The organism is Actinoplanes aureus, from assembly GCF_015704865.1.
Classification (GTDB): Bacteria; Actinomycetota; Actinomycetes; order Mycobacteriales; family Micromonosporaceae; genus Actinoplanes; species Actinoplanes aureus.
Window position 1 is genome coordinate 209,321 of record NZ_JADQTO010000011.1, and the last position, 14,453, is coordinate 223,773.

The 14,453-nt window shown below is 71.4% G+C and carries 16 protein-coding genes; 10 read left to right on the forward strand and 6 right to left on the reverse strand.

Features of this window, described 5'->3' with window-relative positions; translation table 11 throughout:
* The first annotated feature begins 20 nt into the window (after positions 1 to 20).
* Positions 21 to 1,547, forward strand: a complete 1,527-nt coding sequence (locus I4J89_RS24065; protein WP_196416305.1) for a GGDEF domain-containing protein — start codon at positions 21 to 23, stop codon at positions 1,545 to 1,547.
* A 7-nt stretch (positions 1,548 to 1,554) separates the two neighbouring features.
* Here I4J89_RS24065 and I4J89_RS24070 read toward each other — a convergent pair whose 3' ends face one another.
* Complete coding sequence (locus I4J89_RS24070) at positions 1,555 to 2,073, reverse strand: TetR/AcrR family transcriptional regulator (RefSeq protein WP_196416410.1); 519 nt, start codon at positions 2,071 to 2,073, stop codon at positions 1,555 to 1,557.
* Between the two features lie 141 nt (positions 2,074 to 2,214).
* On the opposite strand from I4J89_RS24070, the gene I4J89_RS24075 reads away from it, so the two are divergent.
* From I4J89_RS24075 to I4J89_RS24095, 5 genes are all read left to right on the forward strand, one after another.
* Complete coding sequence (locus I4J89_RS24075; protein WP_196416306.1) at positions 2,215 to 2,658, forward strand: DoxX family protein; 444 nt, start codon at positions 2,215 to 2,217, stop codon at positions 2,656 to 2,658.
* 63 nt (positions 2,659 to 2,721) lie between these two features.
* A complete protein-coding gene (locus I4J89_RS24080) occupies positions 2,722 to 3,201 on the forward strand; it encodes a hypothetical protein (protein WP_196416307.1) in 480 nt (159 codons plus the stop codon).
* A 46-nt stretch (positions 3,202 to 3,247) separates the two neighbouring features.
* Positions 3,248 to 4,417, forward strand: coding sequence for a hypothetical protein (locus I4J89_RS24085; RefSeq protein WP_196416308.1), 1,170 nt, complete (start codon positions 3,248 to 3,250; stop codon positions 4,415 to 4,417).
* On the forward strand, positions 4,414 to 4,959 hold the full coding sequence (locus tag I4J89_RS24090) for a GNAT family N-acetyltransferase (RefSeq protein ID WP_373688153.1): 546 nt from the start codon (positions 4,414 to 4,416) through the stop codon (positions 4,957 to 4,959). The genes I4J89_RS24085 and I4J89_RS24090 overlap by 4 nt, the downstream gene beginning before the upstream one ends.
* A gap of 38 nt (positions 4,960 to 4,997) precedes the next feature.
* Positions 4,998 to 6,038 (forward strand): helix-turn-helix domain-containing protein, encoded by a 1,041-nt coding sequence (locus tag I4J89_RS24095; protein WP_196416310.1) that lies wholly within the window; start codon positions 4,998 to 5,000, stop codon positions 6,036 to 6,038.
* Here the strand turns inward: I4J89_RS24095 and I4J89_RS24100 are convergent, their stop codons facing one another.
* Positions 6,039 to 6,473, reverse strand: a complete 435-nt coding sequence (locus tag I4J89_RS24100; RefSeq protein WP_196416311.1) for a hypothetical protein — start codon at positions 6,471 to 6,473, stop codon at positions 6,039 to 6,041.
* A 147-nt stretch (positions 6,474 to 6,620) separates the two neighbouring features.
* Here I4J89_RS24100 and I4J89_RS24105 point away from each other — a divergent pair, with 147 nt between their 5' ends.
* Positions 6,621 to 7,862, forward strand: a complete 1,242-nt coding sequence (locus I4J89_RS24105) for an FAD-dependent monooxygenase (RefSeq protein WP_230859464.1) — start codon at positions 6,621 to 6,623, stop codon at positions 7,860 to 7,862.
* 8 nt (positions 7,863 to 7,870) lie between these two features.
* A complete protein-coding gene (locus tag I4J89_RS24110; RefSeq protein ID WP_196416312.1) occupies positions 7,871 to 8,833 on the forward strand; it encodes an ABC transporter substrate-binding protein in 963 nt (320 codons plus the stop codon).
* 914 nt (positions 8,834 to 9,747) lie between these two features.
* Here I4J89_RS24110 and I4J89_RS24115 read toward each other — a convergent pair.
* Complete coding sequence (locus I4J89_RS24115; protein WP_196416313.1) at positions 9,748 to 10,350, reverse strand: class I SAM-dependent methyltransferase; 603 nt, start codon at positions 10,348 to 10,350, stop codon at positions 9,748 to 9,750.
* A gap of 201 nt (positions 10,351 to 10,551) precedes the next feature.
* On the opposite strand from I4J89_RS24115, the gene I4J89_RS24120 reads away from it, so the two are divergent.
* Positions 10,552 to 10,794: a hypothetical protein gene (locus I4J89_RS24120; RefSeq protein ID WP_196416314.1), complete on the forward strand. Its 243-nt coding sequence runs from the start codon at positions 10,552 to 10,554 to the stop codon at positions 10,792 to 10,794.
* A 203-nt stretch (positions 10,795 to 10,997) separates the two neighbouring features.
* On the opposite strand, the gene I4J89_RS24125 is transcribed toward I4J89_RS24120, so the two are convergent.
* Together I4J89_RS24125 and I4J89_RS24130 are read right to left on the reverse strand one after the other, a co-directional pair.
* The gene (locus I4J89_RS24125; RefSeq protein ID WP_196416315.1) at positions 10,998 to 11,204 is read right to left on the reverse strand and encodes a hypothetical protein; all 207 of its coding nucleotides are present in this window, start codon (positions 11,202 to 11,204) and stop codon (positions 10,998 to 11,000) included.
* Between the two features lie 32 nt (positions 11,205 to 11,236).
* Positions 11,237 to 12,268, reverse strand: a complete 1,032-nt coding sequence (locus tag I4J89_RS24130; RefSeq protein ID WP_196416316.1) for a LacI family DNA-binding transcriptional regulator — start codon at positions 12,266 to 12,268, stop codon at positions 11,237 to 11,239.
* Positions 12,269 to 12,420: 152 nt separating this feature from the next.
* Here I4J89_RS24130 and I4J89_RS24135 point away from each other — a divergent pair, with 152 nt between their 5' ends.
* A complete protein-coding gene (locus tag I4J89_RS24135; RefSeq protein ID WP_196416317.1) occupies positions 12,421 to 13,809 on the forward strand; it encodes a DUF1996 domain-containing protein in 1,389 nt (462 codons plus the stop codon).
* A gap of 53 nt (positions 13,810 to 13,862) precedes the next feature.
* Here the strand turns inward: I4J89_RS24135 and I4J89_RS24140 are convergent, their stop codons facing one another.
* Complete coding sequence (locus I4J89_RS24140) at positions 13,863 to 14,420, reverse strand: DUF305 domain-containing protein (RefSeq protein ID WP_196416318.1); 558 nt, start codon at positions 14,418 to 14,420, stop codon at positions 13,863 to 13,865.
* Between the last annotated feature and the right edge of the window lie 33 nt (positions 14,421 to 14,453).

Genomic DNA, 14,453 nt, shown 5'->3' on the forward strand with positions numbered 1-14,453 from the left:
CCGGTGCCGATACGTCGGCCGTGGATGTTGCCGCCGAACTCGACGACCTGGAGAACCATGAGGGTCATGACGTGGCGGCCATCCTGGCCCGTGCCTGCGCCGCGGCGGAGGCGGCGGACCGGCTCGGCGACGTGGTGCTGGGGCACCGGGCCCGGCTCGTGCAGGCCGACATGCGCCGCCGGGAGGGCGACGTCGACCACGCGGTCCGCGTCTTCCTCACCACGTACGAGTGGGCGCAACGGCACGACTGCCGGCCGCTGCTCGCCCGCAGCCACTTCCACCTGGCGCTGACCTGCCACTACCTCGGCGATCACGCGGCCAGCCTGGAGCACGCGCTGGGCGCGGTCGAGCTGCTCGACGAGAAGGCGCCGCCCGGGCTGCGCATCATCCACCTGATCCGGCTGGCCAACTCGCTCGCCGAGAACGGCTCCACCGACCAGGCCCGGGAACGCTACCGGCAGGCCGAACGCATCGCCGTGGAGATCGGCGACCTGACCCGGCAGCTGCTGGTGCTGAACAATCTCGCGTACACCGAACTGGAAGCCGGCAAGGCCGGCACCGCGCTGGCCGCCGTCGACCGGATGTACCGCGCGGCCGCGGCCATCGGCCGCGACCTGCTGATCGTGGAACGCGACACGGTCGCCAACATCCACATCAGCGCCGGACGGTACGCCGAGGCCGAGGCGATCCTGCACGACCTGGACGACGCGCCGAACTGGTACGAGGCACACGACCTGGCCGACGCCGCTCTCACCCTCACCGCCGCCCAGCGGCACGCGGGCGCGCTCGACCGGGCACAGCACAGCCTCGACCGCTGCCGCCAGGTGTGCACCGAGCACCAGCTGACAAGCGTCGGCGTACGCGTGATGGCCGAGCAGGCCGAGCTGCACGCCGCCGCCGGCGACTTCCCGGCCGCATTCGCCGAGTACAAGCGCTTCCACGCGGCCAGCGAGCAGCTGCGGTCCGCGCAGCAGGAGGCGAAGGCGCGGGCCCGGCAGGCGATGTTCGAGACCGCCGAGGCACGCCGGGACGCCGAACGCTACCGGGAGCAGGCCCGCCGCGACCCGCTCACCGGCCTCTACAACCGCCGGTTCGTCGACGAACGGCTGCCGGACGCGCTCGCCGACGCGGCCGCCGCGGGCCGGCCGGTCACCGTGTCGCTGCTCGACCTGGACCACTTCAAACGGATCAACGACACGTTGTCGCACGACACCGGCGACCGGGTGCTGATCGCGGTGGCCGAAGTGGTGTCGGCGTTCGCCGCCGGGACGGGCGGGTTCGCGGCCCGGATGGGTGGCGAGGAGTTCCTGCTGGTCGTGCCCGGTGCCAGTGCCGATCAGGCGGGACCTCTGCTGGACACGATCCGTCTGCGGGTGGCCGGGCACCGCTGGCAGCCGATCACCGGAGACCTGCCGGTCACGGTCAGCATCGGGTCGGTGAGCACCGATCCGTACGCGGCCGCGGACCAGGCGGACCTGCTCGCCGAGGCCGACCGCCGCCTGTACGCCGCCAAACACGCCGGTCGCAACCGGGTGGTTCACGCCTGAAGCGGCTTCAGCGAAGGTGGCCGAAGGCCAGCTCGATGATCTCGCGGGCGACGGTTTCCGGGTCGGTCTCGGCGGCGTCCGACAGGGCACCACCGAGCCACAGGCTGGCGAAACCGTGCGCCATCGACCAGGCGGCGACGGTGGCCGTGCGGTCGCGGGCGGGGTCGGGGGAGAGCTGCCGGCTGCCGGTGACCAGGATCTGCCGGGCGCGTTCGCGGGCCGGGGCGACGGCCGGGTCGTCGGGCCGGTAGAGCTCCGGGCGGAACATCACCCGGAAGTGCGCCCGGTGGTTCACCGCGAAGCGCACGTACGCGATGCCGACCTCGAGGAAGTCGTCGCCGGCCGCGGTCAGCGCGCCGGCGAACAGGTCGAAGCCCTCGGCGGCCACCGCGGTGAGCAGGCCGGTCTTGTCGCCGAAGTGGTGGGCCGGCGCGGTGTGTGAGACCCCGGCGCGGCGGGCCAGCTCGCGCAGGCTCCAGCCGGTGGGGCCGGACTCCTCGATGGCCTGCAAGGCGGCGTCGAGCATGACGCGTCGCAGGTTCCCATGGTGATAGCCGGGCTGCTCGATCTTCCTCACCTCCGCGGCCCACCCTATCTTGCCATTGGCAAAATCCAAGCCGGCGCGCTATCTTTCCAGTGGAAACTTTCCACTGGAAAGGTGATGAGAATGGCTCCCTTGATCGCTCTGGTCGGCGGGTTCGTGGTTCTGCGGCTGCTCGGCGTGGCCGGTGTCGACGCGCTGGACGCCTGGCAGCCGGCGCTGCGTGGCGGCTTGGCGCTGATGTTCGTGGTCACCGGTGTGGTGCACTTCTATCCGCCGTCCTACCGGCGCGAGCTCATCGCGATGGTGCCGCCCGGTCTGCCCCGCCCGGACCTGCTGGTCACGCTCACCGGCGTACTCGAGCTGGCGGGCGCGGCCGGACTGCTGATCCCGCGGCTGGCACCGTTCGCGGCGGCCGGACTCGCGCTGCTCATGCTGGCGATGTTCCCGGCGAACGTGTCCGCGGCCCGCCGGTCGCTCAACCTCGGCGGGCGGCCGGTGACACCGCTGCCGCTGCGCACCGCGTTGCAGGTGATCTTCGTCGGCGCGGCCGTCGCGGCCGCACTGTGAACCGTCGCCTGCCGGTCAGTCCGCCGACAGTCGCCGTTCACCGGCGACCGGCAGCCTGAGTGGATGGACCTGACCGGCCTGGCCCGCTCACTGCTCGGTCCGATCCCGGCGCATCAGATGGTCGGTCTGGAGGTTTTGCAGGCCGCCGACGGCGTCGGGGTGGTCGCGGTGGACGTACGCCCGCAGATGACCAACGTCTTCGGCTCGCTGCACTCCAGCGGTCTGATCACCATGATCGACGCGGCCGGGCTGGCGGCGATCATCGGCGCCGGCCCGAGCAAGGCGGCGCTCGACGGCGTCGTACCGCTGGGCGGCGCCGCGGCCCTGCGCTTCCGGGCACCCGCGCGAGGCCGCCTGGTCGCCACCTGCTCGCTGGACGAGACGGCCCGCCGCGCGCTCGCGGAGATCTTCGCCGGCGCGGCGTGGGTCCGGTTCTCCACCACGGCAACCGTCACCGGCCGGAACGGCGCGGTGGTGTGCGAGGGAAGCTTCGACTGGAGCGTCCGCCACGTCGTACCGGCGGTCACCGCACCACTGAGTTGAGAAAAGCGGGTCGCGCGCCGGCTCGAGCGTCCGGATACTCGCGGCCATGGCGGGACTACCGGTGTTGTGGCTGTACGGGACCTCGGGTGCGGGAAAGACCACCGTGGCCTGGGAGTTGTTCACCCGCCTGGCCGGGGAGGGCACGGCCGTGGGTTACGTCGACATCGACCAGCTCGGCATGTGCTACGGCCCGCCGACGCCGGAGCACTGGGCGCCCGAGCCGGCCGGTGACCACGGGCGGCACCGGCTGCAGGCTCGTACGCTCAACGCCGTCCTGGCCGGCTTCCGGGACGCCGGTGCCCGCGGTGTGATCGTCCCGGGTGTCACCGACCCGGAGCGCGGCGTGGAGACGGGCCTCGTCCCGAACGGTGTGGTGACCAGTTGCCGGCTCGACGTCGGAGAGGCCGAGCTGGCCCGGCGGCTCAGAGCCCGCAACAGCCCGCACGACGACGTCGCGCAAGCGGTGGCGCACGCCGAGACGCTCGACCGGGCCGTTCCGCGGGCGGTGTGCGTGGACACGACCGGGCTGTCCGTCGCGGAGGTCGCCGACCGGGTGTCGGCCCGGACCGGCTGGACCCCGGCGGGCATACCGGTCACGGTGCCGAGCCCGGGTCGCCCGGCACCGCCCGGTGAGATCCTCTGGATCAGCGGGCCGGCCGCGATCGGCAAGTCGACCGTCGGCTGGCTGGTCTACCACCAGCTGCGCCAGGCCGGGACGCACGCCGCCTTCGTGGACCTCGACCAGATCGGCTTCCACCGGCCGGCCCGGGCCGCCGATCCCGGCAACCACCGGCTCAAGGCGGCCAATCTCGCCGCGGTCTGGCGCGAGTTCCGGGCGAGCGGGGCCGAGTGCCTGGTCGCGGTCGGCCCGCTGGAGCGACCTGAGGGCCTGGAGGCGTACGCCACCGCGCTGCCCGCCACGACCATCACGCTGTGCCGGCTGACCGCGAGCCGGGCGGTGCTCGCCGAGCGGGTCACCCGCCGCGGTCATGGCCTCAAACCGGCGAACGGCATGGCCGGCGACGAGCTGATCGGGCAGCCGGCCGCGCGCCTCGCCGAGGTCGTGGACCGGTCGGCGCGGATCCTCGACCGGCTGACCGGCGTCGGCGACCTTGATGTGGACACCGACCGCCGGCCGCCGGAGGAGATCGCCACCGAGATCCGCCGGAAATGGATTTCCGCGACGGCACGAGGATGGGGCACCCTGGCGCGGTGACCGAGGATTCCGCGCCGCGTGTGCGCATCGTGCATCTGACCGGCCCCGCGTTCCGGGCCCTCGCCGACGGCGACCTCGCGGCGGCCAACGCCGCCAGTCCTGTGCCGGTCTCCGACTATCTCGCCGGGCCGGAGTGCCGGTCGGTGTGGGAGATGCGCAGCCGGCAGTGGGACGAGGATCCGGCCAGCGCCGCCTGGGTGACCGGCGTCATCTGGGACGACGACCAGCGCGTGGCGGTGGGCCGGGCCGGCTTCCACGAGGCCCCGGACAGCACGGGGATGGTGGAGATCGGGTACGCGGTGGACCCCGCCTATCGCCGCCGCGGCTACGCGCGGGCCGCCCTGGAGGCGCTGCTCGAGCGCGCCGCCGGCGATTCCCGGGTGCATCGGGTACGCGTGAGCATCCGCCCGGACAACGAGGCCTCCTACCGGCTGGCCGTCCAGTACGGCTTCCGCAAGGTCGGCGAGCAGTGGGACGACGAGGACGGCCTGGAGTACTGCTACGAGCGCCCGGCCGTCCATATCGGAGAGTTGATCACGTAAGATCTCCCGGTTTGTGCCGTGCCGGCGAGGGAGAGACCATGGCCCGCCAGGAACGCCCGATCGACCCGGCCGCGGGACCGGTGGAGTCGCTCGCCTACGACCTGCGCAAGCTACGGGTCGAGGCGGGGAGCCCGACCTATCGGGCGATGGCCCGGAAGACCGGGTACAGCGCTTCCACCCTCTCCGAGGCGGCGAGCGGGATCCGGCGGCCGTCTCTGGACGTGCTTCTGGCGTACGTCGGCGTCTTGAACGGTGACCAGGCAGCCTGGCGCAAGCGCTGGCAGGACCTCGACCCGATGCCTGCTGCGCATCTCCCACACCGACCGGCGCGTCGCCCGGCCGGTCGCTGGGTGCTGGCGGCGGTGCTGGCTCTCGTTCTCCTCGGGGCGGGCACGGCCTGGGGCGTGGGGCGCGGCCGGCCGGAGCCCGCGGCCGTGCCCGGCTGCCCGGCCGTCGCCGGCGGCACCCTGTTCACCGCGACCACCTACGGCAGCGGCGCGAAGGTCCGGCAGGGCCCGGCCCGCGCCCAACCCGAGCTCTACGCCATCCCGGCGGGATGCACGGTCGGGCTGACCGGCTTCTGCCTCGGCGAGCCGATCCTCGACGCGACCGCCGGCACCCCGGACGTCCGCTGGTTCATGGTGGCCGGCGGCGGGGTGCTGGCCTCGGCGATCGTGCACGGCAACCCACCGGACGGCACGGGCCTCAGCCGCTGTCCCGGGGACCGGAACCAGCCCAGCACGATCAGTCTCCGGGTCACCGACGAGGCCGGCCGGGTCACGCTGAACGCCACCGGCAGCGGCGTCGACGTGGTGGGGTACGCCGCCTACCACCCCGACCCCGCGGTCCCGGACGGCCCGCCGGCCTGGCACCAGATCGCCCTCACCGCCCGCGGTGCCACCGTGCCCTGGCAGCGGCCCGCCGGGACGGCGCCCGTCGTGGCCGCCGTCGCCTGCCTGGGCGGGGAGAGCCCGACCGAGGTGGCCGATCTGCGCACCCTGGACGGCGAGGCGGTCCCGGCGGCGGCGCACCGGGGCGCCGCCGCCGAGATCGCCTGCCTGTACCCGGTGGCGAAGTGATCAGCCGCAGTGCTCCCACGGGCTGTTGTAGTAGTACGTGCTGCCGCCGACCGTGGCGAAGCCGCCCCACTGGATGCACTCGTTCGGGGCGTAGAGGTAGACCGGACCGGCGTAGTACTCGAACTTGCCGTAGTCCTCGGCCGCCCCGGCGTTCTTCTGGCCGATCAGGTAGACGTCGGTAAGCGTCTTGGTGCCCAGGTTGGCCTGCTTGAGCGTCACCGCGCAGTTCTTGCCGTTGCTGCTGTTGTAGAGCAGGTACATGTAGTACTCGCCCTCACTCACCTGCTTGTCGATCACGGAGTAGCCCGAGCCGCAGATCGCGGACGCCGAGTACGGGTTCACGTCGGCGGCGATCGCGGGAGCCGATCCGGTGGCGATCGTGGTGACACCCGCAGCGAGCGCCACTGCCGCGGCGCCGATTCTCGTCTTCAACATGTGTCCCTCTCGTCGTGAGCGCCGCTCGGACGCGACGCTCGACCGAGAGCTTTCTATCCACGGAATTGATTGATCGAGACACACTGACCAGCCGATCAATCAAATTTCTGGTGGCGCACCGGCCGGCGTCGATGAAATATCGACGTCATGGGGGAGAACCAGTTGTCAGTCGCGGTCATCGGCGGTGGCATCGGCGGCCTGACCGCCGGCCTCAGCCTGCTCCGGGCCGGTTGCGACGTCCACATCTACGAGCGGGCGAGCCGGCTCTCCGAGGTCGGGGCCGGCGTGCAGGTCAGCCCGAACGCTTCGCGCCTGCTGCACCGGCTCGGCCTGTCCGACGCGCTCGCGGCGACCGGTGTGAAGCCACTGGCGTGGCATCAGCGCCGCTGGGACGACGGTCGCACGTTGCTGCGCGCTCCACTCGCCGAGGCCTTGGAGGCGACGTACGGGTTTCCGCACTACCAGATGCACCGGGCCGACCTGCTCGCCGCTCTGGCCTCGGCGCTGCCCCCGTCCCGGGTGCACACCGGGCACCGGTTGACCGGGTTCACCGATCACGGCTCCTACGTGGAGGCCCGGTTCGCCGACGGTCCTCGCGTCGAGGCCGACGTGCTGCTCGGCGCGGACGGCATCCACTCCGCCGTGCGGCAGGGGCTGTTCGGTCCGGACCAGGCGCGGTTCACCGGCTGCGTGGCGTACCGGGGTGTGGTTCCGGCGGAGCGGTTGCGCCACCTGAACCTGGAGGTCACCGCGCAGATCTGGCTGGGGCCGGGCCGGCACTTCGTGCACTACTTCATCAGCGGGCGCCGCTTCGTGAACTTCGTGGCGGTGGTCGAGCAGGACCGGTGGACCCGGGAGTCGTGGACCGATCAGGGGTCGGTCGGGGACGCGCTGGCGGCGTACGACGGCTGGCACCCGCAGGTCCGGGAGATCATCGGTGCGGCCGACGAGACGTACGTGTGGGCGCTGTTCGACCGGCCGCCGCTGCCGCGCTGGTCGGCCGGGCGGGTCACGCTGCTCGGCGACGCGGCCCACGCGATGCTGCCGTTCATGGCGCAGGGCGCCGCGCAGGCCATCGAGGACGGTGCCGCGCTCGCCGAGTGTCTGCGGCGCGACCGGTTCGTGCCCGACGCGCTCCGCCGGTATGAGCAGGTGCGCCTGCCGCGTACCTCCCGGATGCAGGAGATCTCGGCGGGCAACAAGACCCGGTTCCACCTGCCCGACGGGCCCGCGCAGCGGGACCGGGACCAGCAGATGACCGCCGGCTCGCAGGCCTGGTCGTTCAACGCGCTCGGCTGGGTCTACGAGCACGACGCGGCGGCTGTGGAAATCGGCGGCGAAGATCAACAGATGTCGATAAGATCGGCTGCGGAAGGCCGGATGACATAGGAGTCTTGATGCGTCGACGCCCTGTTCTCGCGGTATTCGCCGCGCTACTTCTCGCTGTGACCGCGTGCGGCGGCTCCGATGACGAACCCGAGCCGGCCGCGTCCGGCCAGCTCGACAAGGTCAACGTGGGCGTCATCGCGATCGTCGACGTCGCCCCGATCTACCTCGGCCAGGCCAAGGGGATCTTCCGCAACGCCGGCATCGACCTGACGCTGACCACCGCCCAGGGCGGCGCGGCGATCGTGCCGGCCGTGCTCAGCGGCCAGTTCCAGTTCGGATTCAGCAACTCCATCTCGCTGCTGATCGCACAGACCCAGAAGGTGCCGATCAAGGTCGTGTCGAACGGCAACAACTCCACCGGCGAGGACGGCAAGGACTTCGGCGCGCTGTACGTGAAGGCGGACAGCCCGATCAAATCGCCCAAGGACCTGGCCGGCAAGACCGTCGCGGCCAACACCCTGAAGAACATCGTCGAGACCACCGTCAAGGCGTCGGTCAAGAAGGACGGTGGCGACGCCACCGCCGTCAAGTTCACCGAGCTGGCCTTCCCGGACCAGGTGCCCGCACTGGAGGCCGGCCGGGTCGACGCCATCTTCGTGGTCGAGCCGTTCCAGCAGACCGCGATCGCGGCCGGCGCGAAACGGATCGCGTCCCCCTACGTCGACGCGGCGCCCGACCTCACCGTCGCCATGTACTTCACGTCACAAAAACTGCTCGCCGAGGACGCCGACCTGGTCCAGCGCTTCACGGCGGCGATCAAGGAGTCGCTGGCGTATGCGGACGGGCACCCCGATGAGGTGCGGGACGTGCTTGGCACGTACACCAAGATCCCGCCGGAGACCCGGGACGCGTTGATCCTGCCCAGCTGGCCGGCCGAGATCAACCGGGCGTCGGTCCAGACGCTTGCCGATCTCGCCGTGGCCGACGGCCTGGTCAAGGAACAGCCGGACCTGACAGCCCTGCTGCCATAGCGCTCAATGCAGACCTTCGTGGTCTAGGTCTGCTTGCCGGTCACGCTCCTTCGGGGTACGCGTGACCGGCGTCTTGCCGAAGCCGACGCGTGCCCGCCCTCTCCGCGCGAGCCGGGCTGTCCGTCCCGGCCCCAGCGCGGCCGCCGGGAAACACCAGTCCGTCGCGCTGCGGGGGAGCGGGCGCGGATGCTCTTCACGCGCCCGGGCTGCGTGCCGCGGGGGTTTGCGGGGCCGGGCGCGGTTTCGTCGTGGTTGCTCGCCAGGCGGTCGGGCTGCCTGCCGCGGGATTGGCGGGGTCGGGCGCGGCTTCGCGTGGCTGCTTGCCAACGCCCTGAGTGCCGGGTGTAGAGCCTTCGCGGTCAGGGTCCGCTGGCCGAATTCTCTCGGCCCAACGTCAGTGTTGTCTCGAGGCCATTGAGACAACACTGAATGTGGGCCGAACAAGATCACCACTTGGATCCCACCACGAAAGGTGTCTAACTAGCTGGTAGGGCCGCCTACGGTCGGCGCGGGGGCCTACTTCGGTAGCCGCCGTCGCGTGGTGGGTTGGGGATCGTGGTGTTTCCGGTGTGCTCCCACCCACCCGGTCCACCACGATCCGCGAGAGCTGCTGCAAACCCGGCCAACTCCGGCTACCCAATGTCACTTGAGCCGATGCCACCCGTGTGACGAGCGCAGCAGATACCCCGGGCGGTGAGCCGCAGGCGGCGGGCCGTACGTGGTGGGCCGTAAGCGGCGGGCTGTAGGTGGTGGCCGTTGGCGATGGCCGCGATTGCCTGCGCCTGTCGCCTTAACCGTCGAGTGATGCTATTTCCCGGTGGTCGCGTGCGCGACAGTCGAGCTCGCGCCGGGAGAGCGGGGACGGGGTCGGCTTCGGCGGGACGCCGGTTGCGCGTACCTCGAAGAAGCGGGAGCTAAGCGGCGGCGCGGATCGTCCGGAGTAGCAGGCCGGGCAGGGACAGCTGCTCGCCGTCGACCTGCGCGTCGATCTCGGCCTCGTCTATCCGGGTGTTCGTCCACTGTGGGCCGGTGAAGGTCGCCCGCAGGATCTCCTCGGTCAGCTTCCAGTCGTAGCCGGCGGCCGCGGAGATGGCCTCGACGAAGACGGTCGCGCCTGGTGCGGCCAGATTCGGCAGCGCGGCGAGGTATTCGGCCGCGCCGCCGTGCCGGTACAGGTTGTGCAGCAGGCCGCAGTCGAAGATCGAGTCGAACGGCGCCTCGGGGAACGACAGCTGGGTGGCGTCCTTCACCTGGAAGTTTACGCTCAGCCCCTCGGCTGCCGCCTTCTTCCGGGCGGCGTCGATGGCCACGCGTGAGACGTCGAAGGCGGTGACCTGATGGCCGCGCCGGGCCAGGGCCAGCGCGAGGGTTCCGGTGCCGCAGCCGGCGTCGAGTACCTTGGGGCCCTTGGCCTCGTCGAGCACGGCGGCGAGGGCCGGCTGGACGCGGCCGATCTCCCACGGTGGGCTGTTCGTGGCGGCGTCGCGGTAGAGGTCGTCGTAGTCGGGTGCGGTCATCGTCGTAGCGTATGCGCGTCGTGAGGGCCGGGCGAGGCCGCTGCTTGGGGCGTGAGACCCCGCCCGGCTTTCTTCATGGTGCCGATCGTGGCTCTCGATTCCCTCTCGATCCGCTGTCGGGTTCCCGCACCGGGCGCCGCGACGCTCCGATGTGGGCGGAATCCACGGTTTGCGGCGAGGTGGGCGTTAGCCTGCGCGGGTATGGGGGCGGAACGGATACACGCGGACGATCTGGTCGGTGTGACCTGGCTGCGGGCTTGGCGATCCGGTACGGCGACGGTCCGCTTCGGCACCACCGGTGACGGGCGCTGGGTGGCCTGGCACTCGGCGCGGGGCCGGGCGTACGTGTACTGGGACGAGCGGGCGGCGTGCGAGCTGGGCGACCGCTGGCTGGCCCGGGGCGCCTGGGCCGAACTCACCGACTCCGGCATGCCGTCGCCCTGAAAGCGTGCCGCTCTTGAGGGCGCGCCGCTAGCAGGCCTTCGTGGTCAGGGTCTTGCCCGGCCCAACGTGGGTGCTGTCTGGCGGCCGTTGAGACAACATCGAGCGTGGGCCAAGCAAGATCACCGCTTTGGGACCCTGACTACGGAAGCTCTATTGATGGCGTGCCGATCTTGAGTGCGCGCGGTCGTCGGGCGTGGCGGGACTCAGCTGCGGCCTTCCGGCTCCTCCTGCTCGTCGGTGCCCTGGGCGCGGTTCGCGCCGGTCGCGTTGATGCCGGCGTTGCTGCTGCCGTGAGCCGGCACGTCGCCACCGGGCGGCTCGTCGGTGACGAAGGTTCCGGTCTCTTCGAAGTCGTCGCCGTGCTGCTCGGTGCTGGCGCCGGCGCCGCGGGGTTCGGGTTCGCTTGTCATGCGGGACTGATACCCCGATCCGGGCGGGTGACTCAGGCGGTCTGCCGGACCACCAGGGTCGGCTCGTAGATGATCGAGGCGACGGGAGCTGTCGGGTTGTCCACCCGGGCCAGCAGCAGGCGGGCCGCCTCGGCGGCCATGTCCTCCAGGGGGTGGCGGACCGTGGTGAGCGCCGGGCGGGCGGCGACCGCCGCGCTGCTGTCGTCGAACCCGATGACGGCGACGTCCTCGGGCACGCGGCGGCCGGCGTCGCGGAGCGCGAGCAGCGCGCCGAGAGCCATCAGGTCGTTGGCGGCGAACACGCCGTCGAGTTGCGGCTGGGCCGCGAGGAGGGCGCGCATCGCCTGCTCGCCGCTGTCCTGGGTGAAGTTGCCGATCCGCTGCGGCACCCAGGCGTGCCCGTGCCGGGCCAGGGCCCGGCGGAAGCCGGAGTCGCGGTCGACGCTGGCCGGCACCTCGGCCGGTCCGGAGATCATGGCGAGCTGGCGGCAGCCGCGCTCGACCAGGCGGTCGGCGGCCAGGGCGGCGCCGGTCTCGTTGGCCAGGTCGACGTAGCTGATCGGGATCGGCGAGGCGGGCCGCCCGATCAGGACGGCCGGGACGCGGGCGTCGGCGAGCATGCCGGGCAGCGGGTCGTTGGCCGGCAGGGAGAGGATCACGGCGCCGTCCGCCTGGCCGTTGCGCAGGTCGCCGACGAGTGGTTTGTGGCCGTCGGGGCCGACCATCCGCAGGGCCAGCTGCACGCCGAGCGGGCGCAGCACGCTCATCAGGCCGCCGACGACGCGACCGAAGTACGGGTCGGAGAAGAACCGGCTCATGAACGGGTCGTCGTCGTGGGTCTCGGAGTCGGAGACCACCAGGGCGATCGTGCCGGTACGCCGGGTGACCAGCGAACGGGCGAGCAGATTGGGCACGTAGCCGGTCTGGTCGACCGCGCTCCACACCAGCTCGTGCAGTTGCGGGTCGACGTTGCGGATCCCGTTGATGACCCGCGAGACCGTCGAGCGCGAGACGCCTGCCACGCGCGCCACGTCCTCGAGCGTGGGCAGCCGCTCACTCTGCATGCCGACGTTTATAGCACGGAGAGCGCTTGCCCAAACTACCGGCGGAGCCGCGTTCCGGAACCCCAGAACATTGACGTACGTGACGAAGCACGCCAACACTGGAAAGCGCTCTCCAAGCGCATCCGTCCGCATCCCCTGTGTTGGAGATCCCCGTGCGAAAACGAATCCTGGCGCCGGTGTGCGCCGTACTCCTGGCCGGCGCCCTGGCGCTGGCCGGCAACCAGTCCGCCCAGGCCGCCGACACGCTGCTGTCCCAGGGCCGCCCGGCCCTCGCCTCCTCGCTGGAGAACGGCGAGTCACCGGCCATCGCGGCCTTCGACGGCCGCTCCGACACCCGCTGGGGCAGCCAGTGGGCCGATCCCCAGTGGCTCCGCGTCGACCTCGGCGCCACCGCCACGATCACCCAGGTGGTCCTGGAGTGGGAGGCGGCGTACGCCCGGGCCTTCCAGATCCAGACCTCACCCGACGGCAGCAACTGGACCACGATCTACAGCACCACCACCGGAGCCGGCGGCCGGCAGACCCTCGGCGTCAACGGCAGCGGCCGTTACGTGCGGCTGTACGGCACCCAGCGGGCCACCGGCTACGGCTACTCCCTGTATGAGTTCCAGGTCTTCGGCACCTCGTCGGCCACACCGCAGCCCACCGGCGGCGCCGGCTACGTCAACGCGAACCCGCCGGTCACCGGCGTCGTGCCGTCCACCGCGACGCCGCCGGCGCAGAACCCGCCGGTCACCCACCGCGAGTTCCAGGCGAACTGCTCGGTGAGCCGCTCCAACCTCAACGACGACCCGATCATCTTCCCGAACCTGCCGGGTGCCTCGCACTCGCACACGTTCATGGGCAACCGCACCACGAACGCCAACTCGACGTTGCCGAGCCTTCAGGCCGGTGGCACGTCGTGCATCACGCCGGGCGACAAGACCGGCTACTGGATGCCCACGCTGCTCAAGGGCAACCAGGCCGTCCAGCCGGACGGCCCGCAGGTCATCTACTACAAGAGCGGGGTCATCGACTACCGCAGCGTCCGGCCGTTCCCGCCGGGTCTGCGCTACGTGGTCGGCAGCCCGACCGCCACGCTCGACGAGTTCCGGTACGCGCCGGGCGCGGTCGAGGGCTTCGAGTGCGGCAACAGCGCCTTCAACTGGGACATCCCGGCGAACTGTCCGGCCGGCACCCAGCTGAACGTCCGCTACCAGGCGCCGAGCTGCTGGAACGGGCTGCACCTGGACACGCCGGATCACAAGAGCCACATGTCGTACCCGGTCAACGGCGTCTGCCCGGCGTCGCACCCGGTGGCGGTTCCGATGATCGAGTTCAAGATGGCGTGGCCGGTCAGCGGGGACATGTCACAGGTCCGCTTCTCCAGCGGGCGCGGCTACTCGTTCCACTACGACGTCTACAACGTCTGGGACCCGCCCACCCTGGCCGCTCTGGTCCGGCACTGCATCAACGGCGGGCTCCAGTGCAACCCGCGCGGCTTCGACCAGTACAAGCCGGAGCGCGGTGCGGCCCTGAACGAGAACTACGAACTGGACTGACCGGAATACCCGGGCACCGTTCCACCGACGGTGCCCGGGCCTCCCGATAACACTTATGAATCGAGCGACTTCAAGAATTCTTCGCGGCTTGTGAAAATGCGATCGGCGAGCGCGACGGTACGCGGCTCGCTGCCCGCGGTGCGCTCGCTGCCGGCCAGTTGCCGGCTCTGCTCCAGGTGTGCCCGGAGGCAGTCGCGCAGGGTCTCGTCGAAGTCGGCGCCGCGCTGCCGGCCGGCCTCAGCCACCTGCGAGGGCGTCACCATGCCGGGCATCGGCATGCCCTTGTGCGGGTTCTCGGCGGGCAGGCCGGCGTCGGCGTGCAGCTGTCGCAGTGTGCCGAGCTCCTCGTCTATCACGACTTTTACCTGGTCAGCGAGCTGCTGGAGCGCGGTGTCGTCACCACGGGTGGCGGCCAGGTCCAGCAGCGGCAGCAACTCCTCGTCCATCGCGATGTTGATCTCGAGCCACGAGCGATCGGTGCCGCCGAATGCGGCGGACGTCGGGGCGGAGGTGGCCGGAACCGGGGGCGGCACTGTCACCGGGGGTGTGCCGCAGCCGGCCAGGACGGCGGTCACGGCGCATGCGAGGAGGAGCCGGGGATTCGCAAACACCCGCGCAGTCTCCGGTTCCGGAACCACCGATGT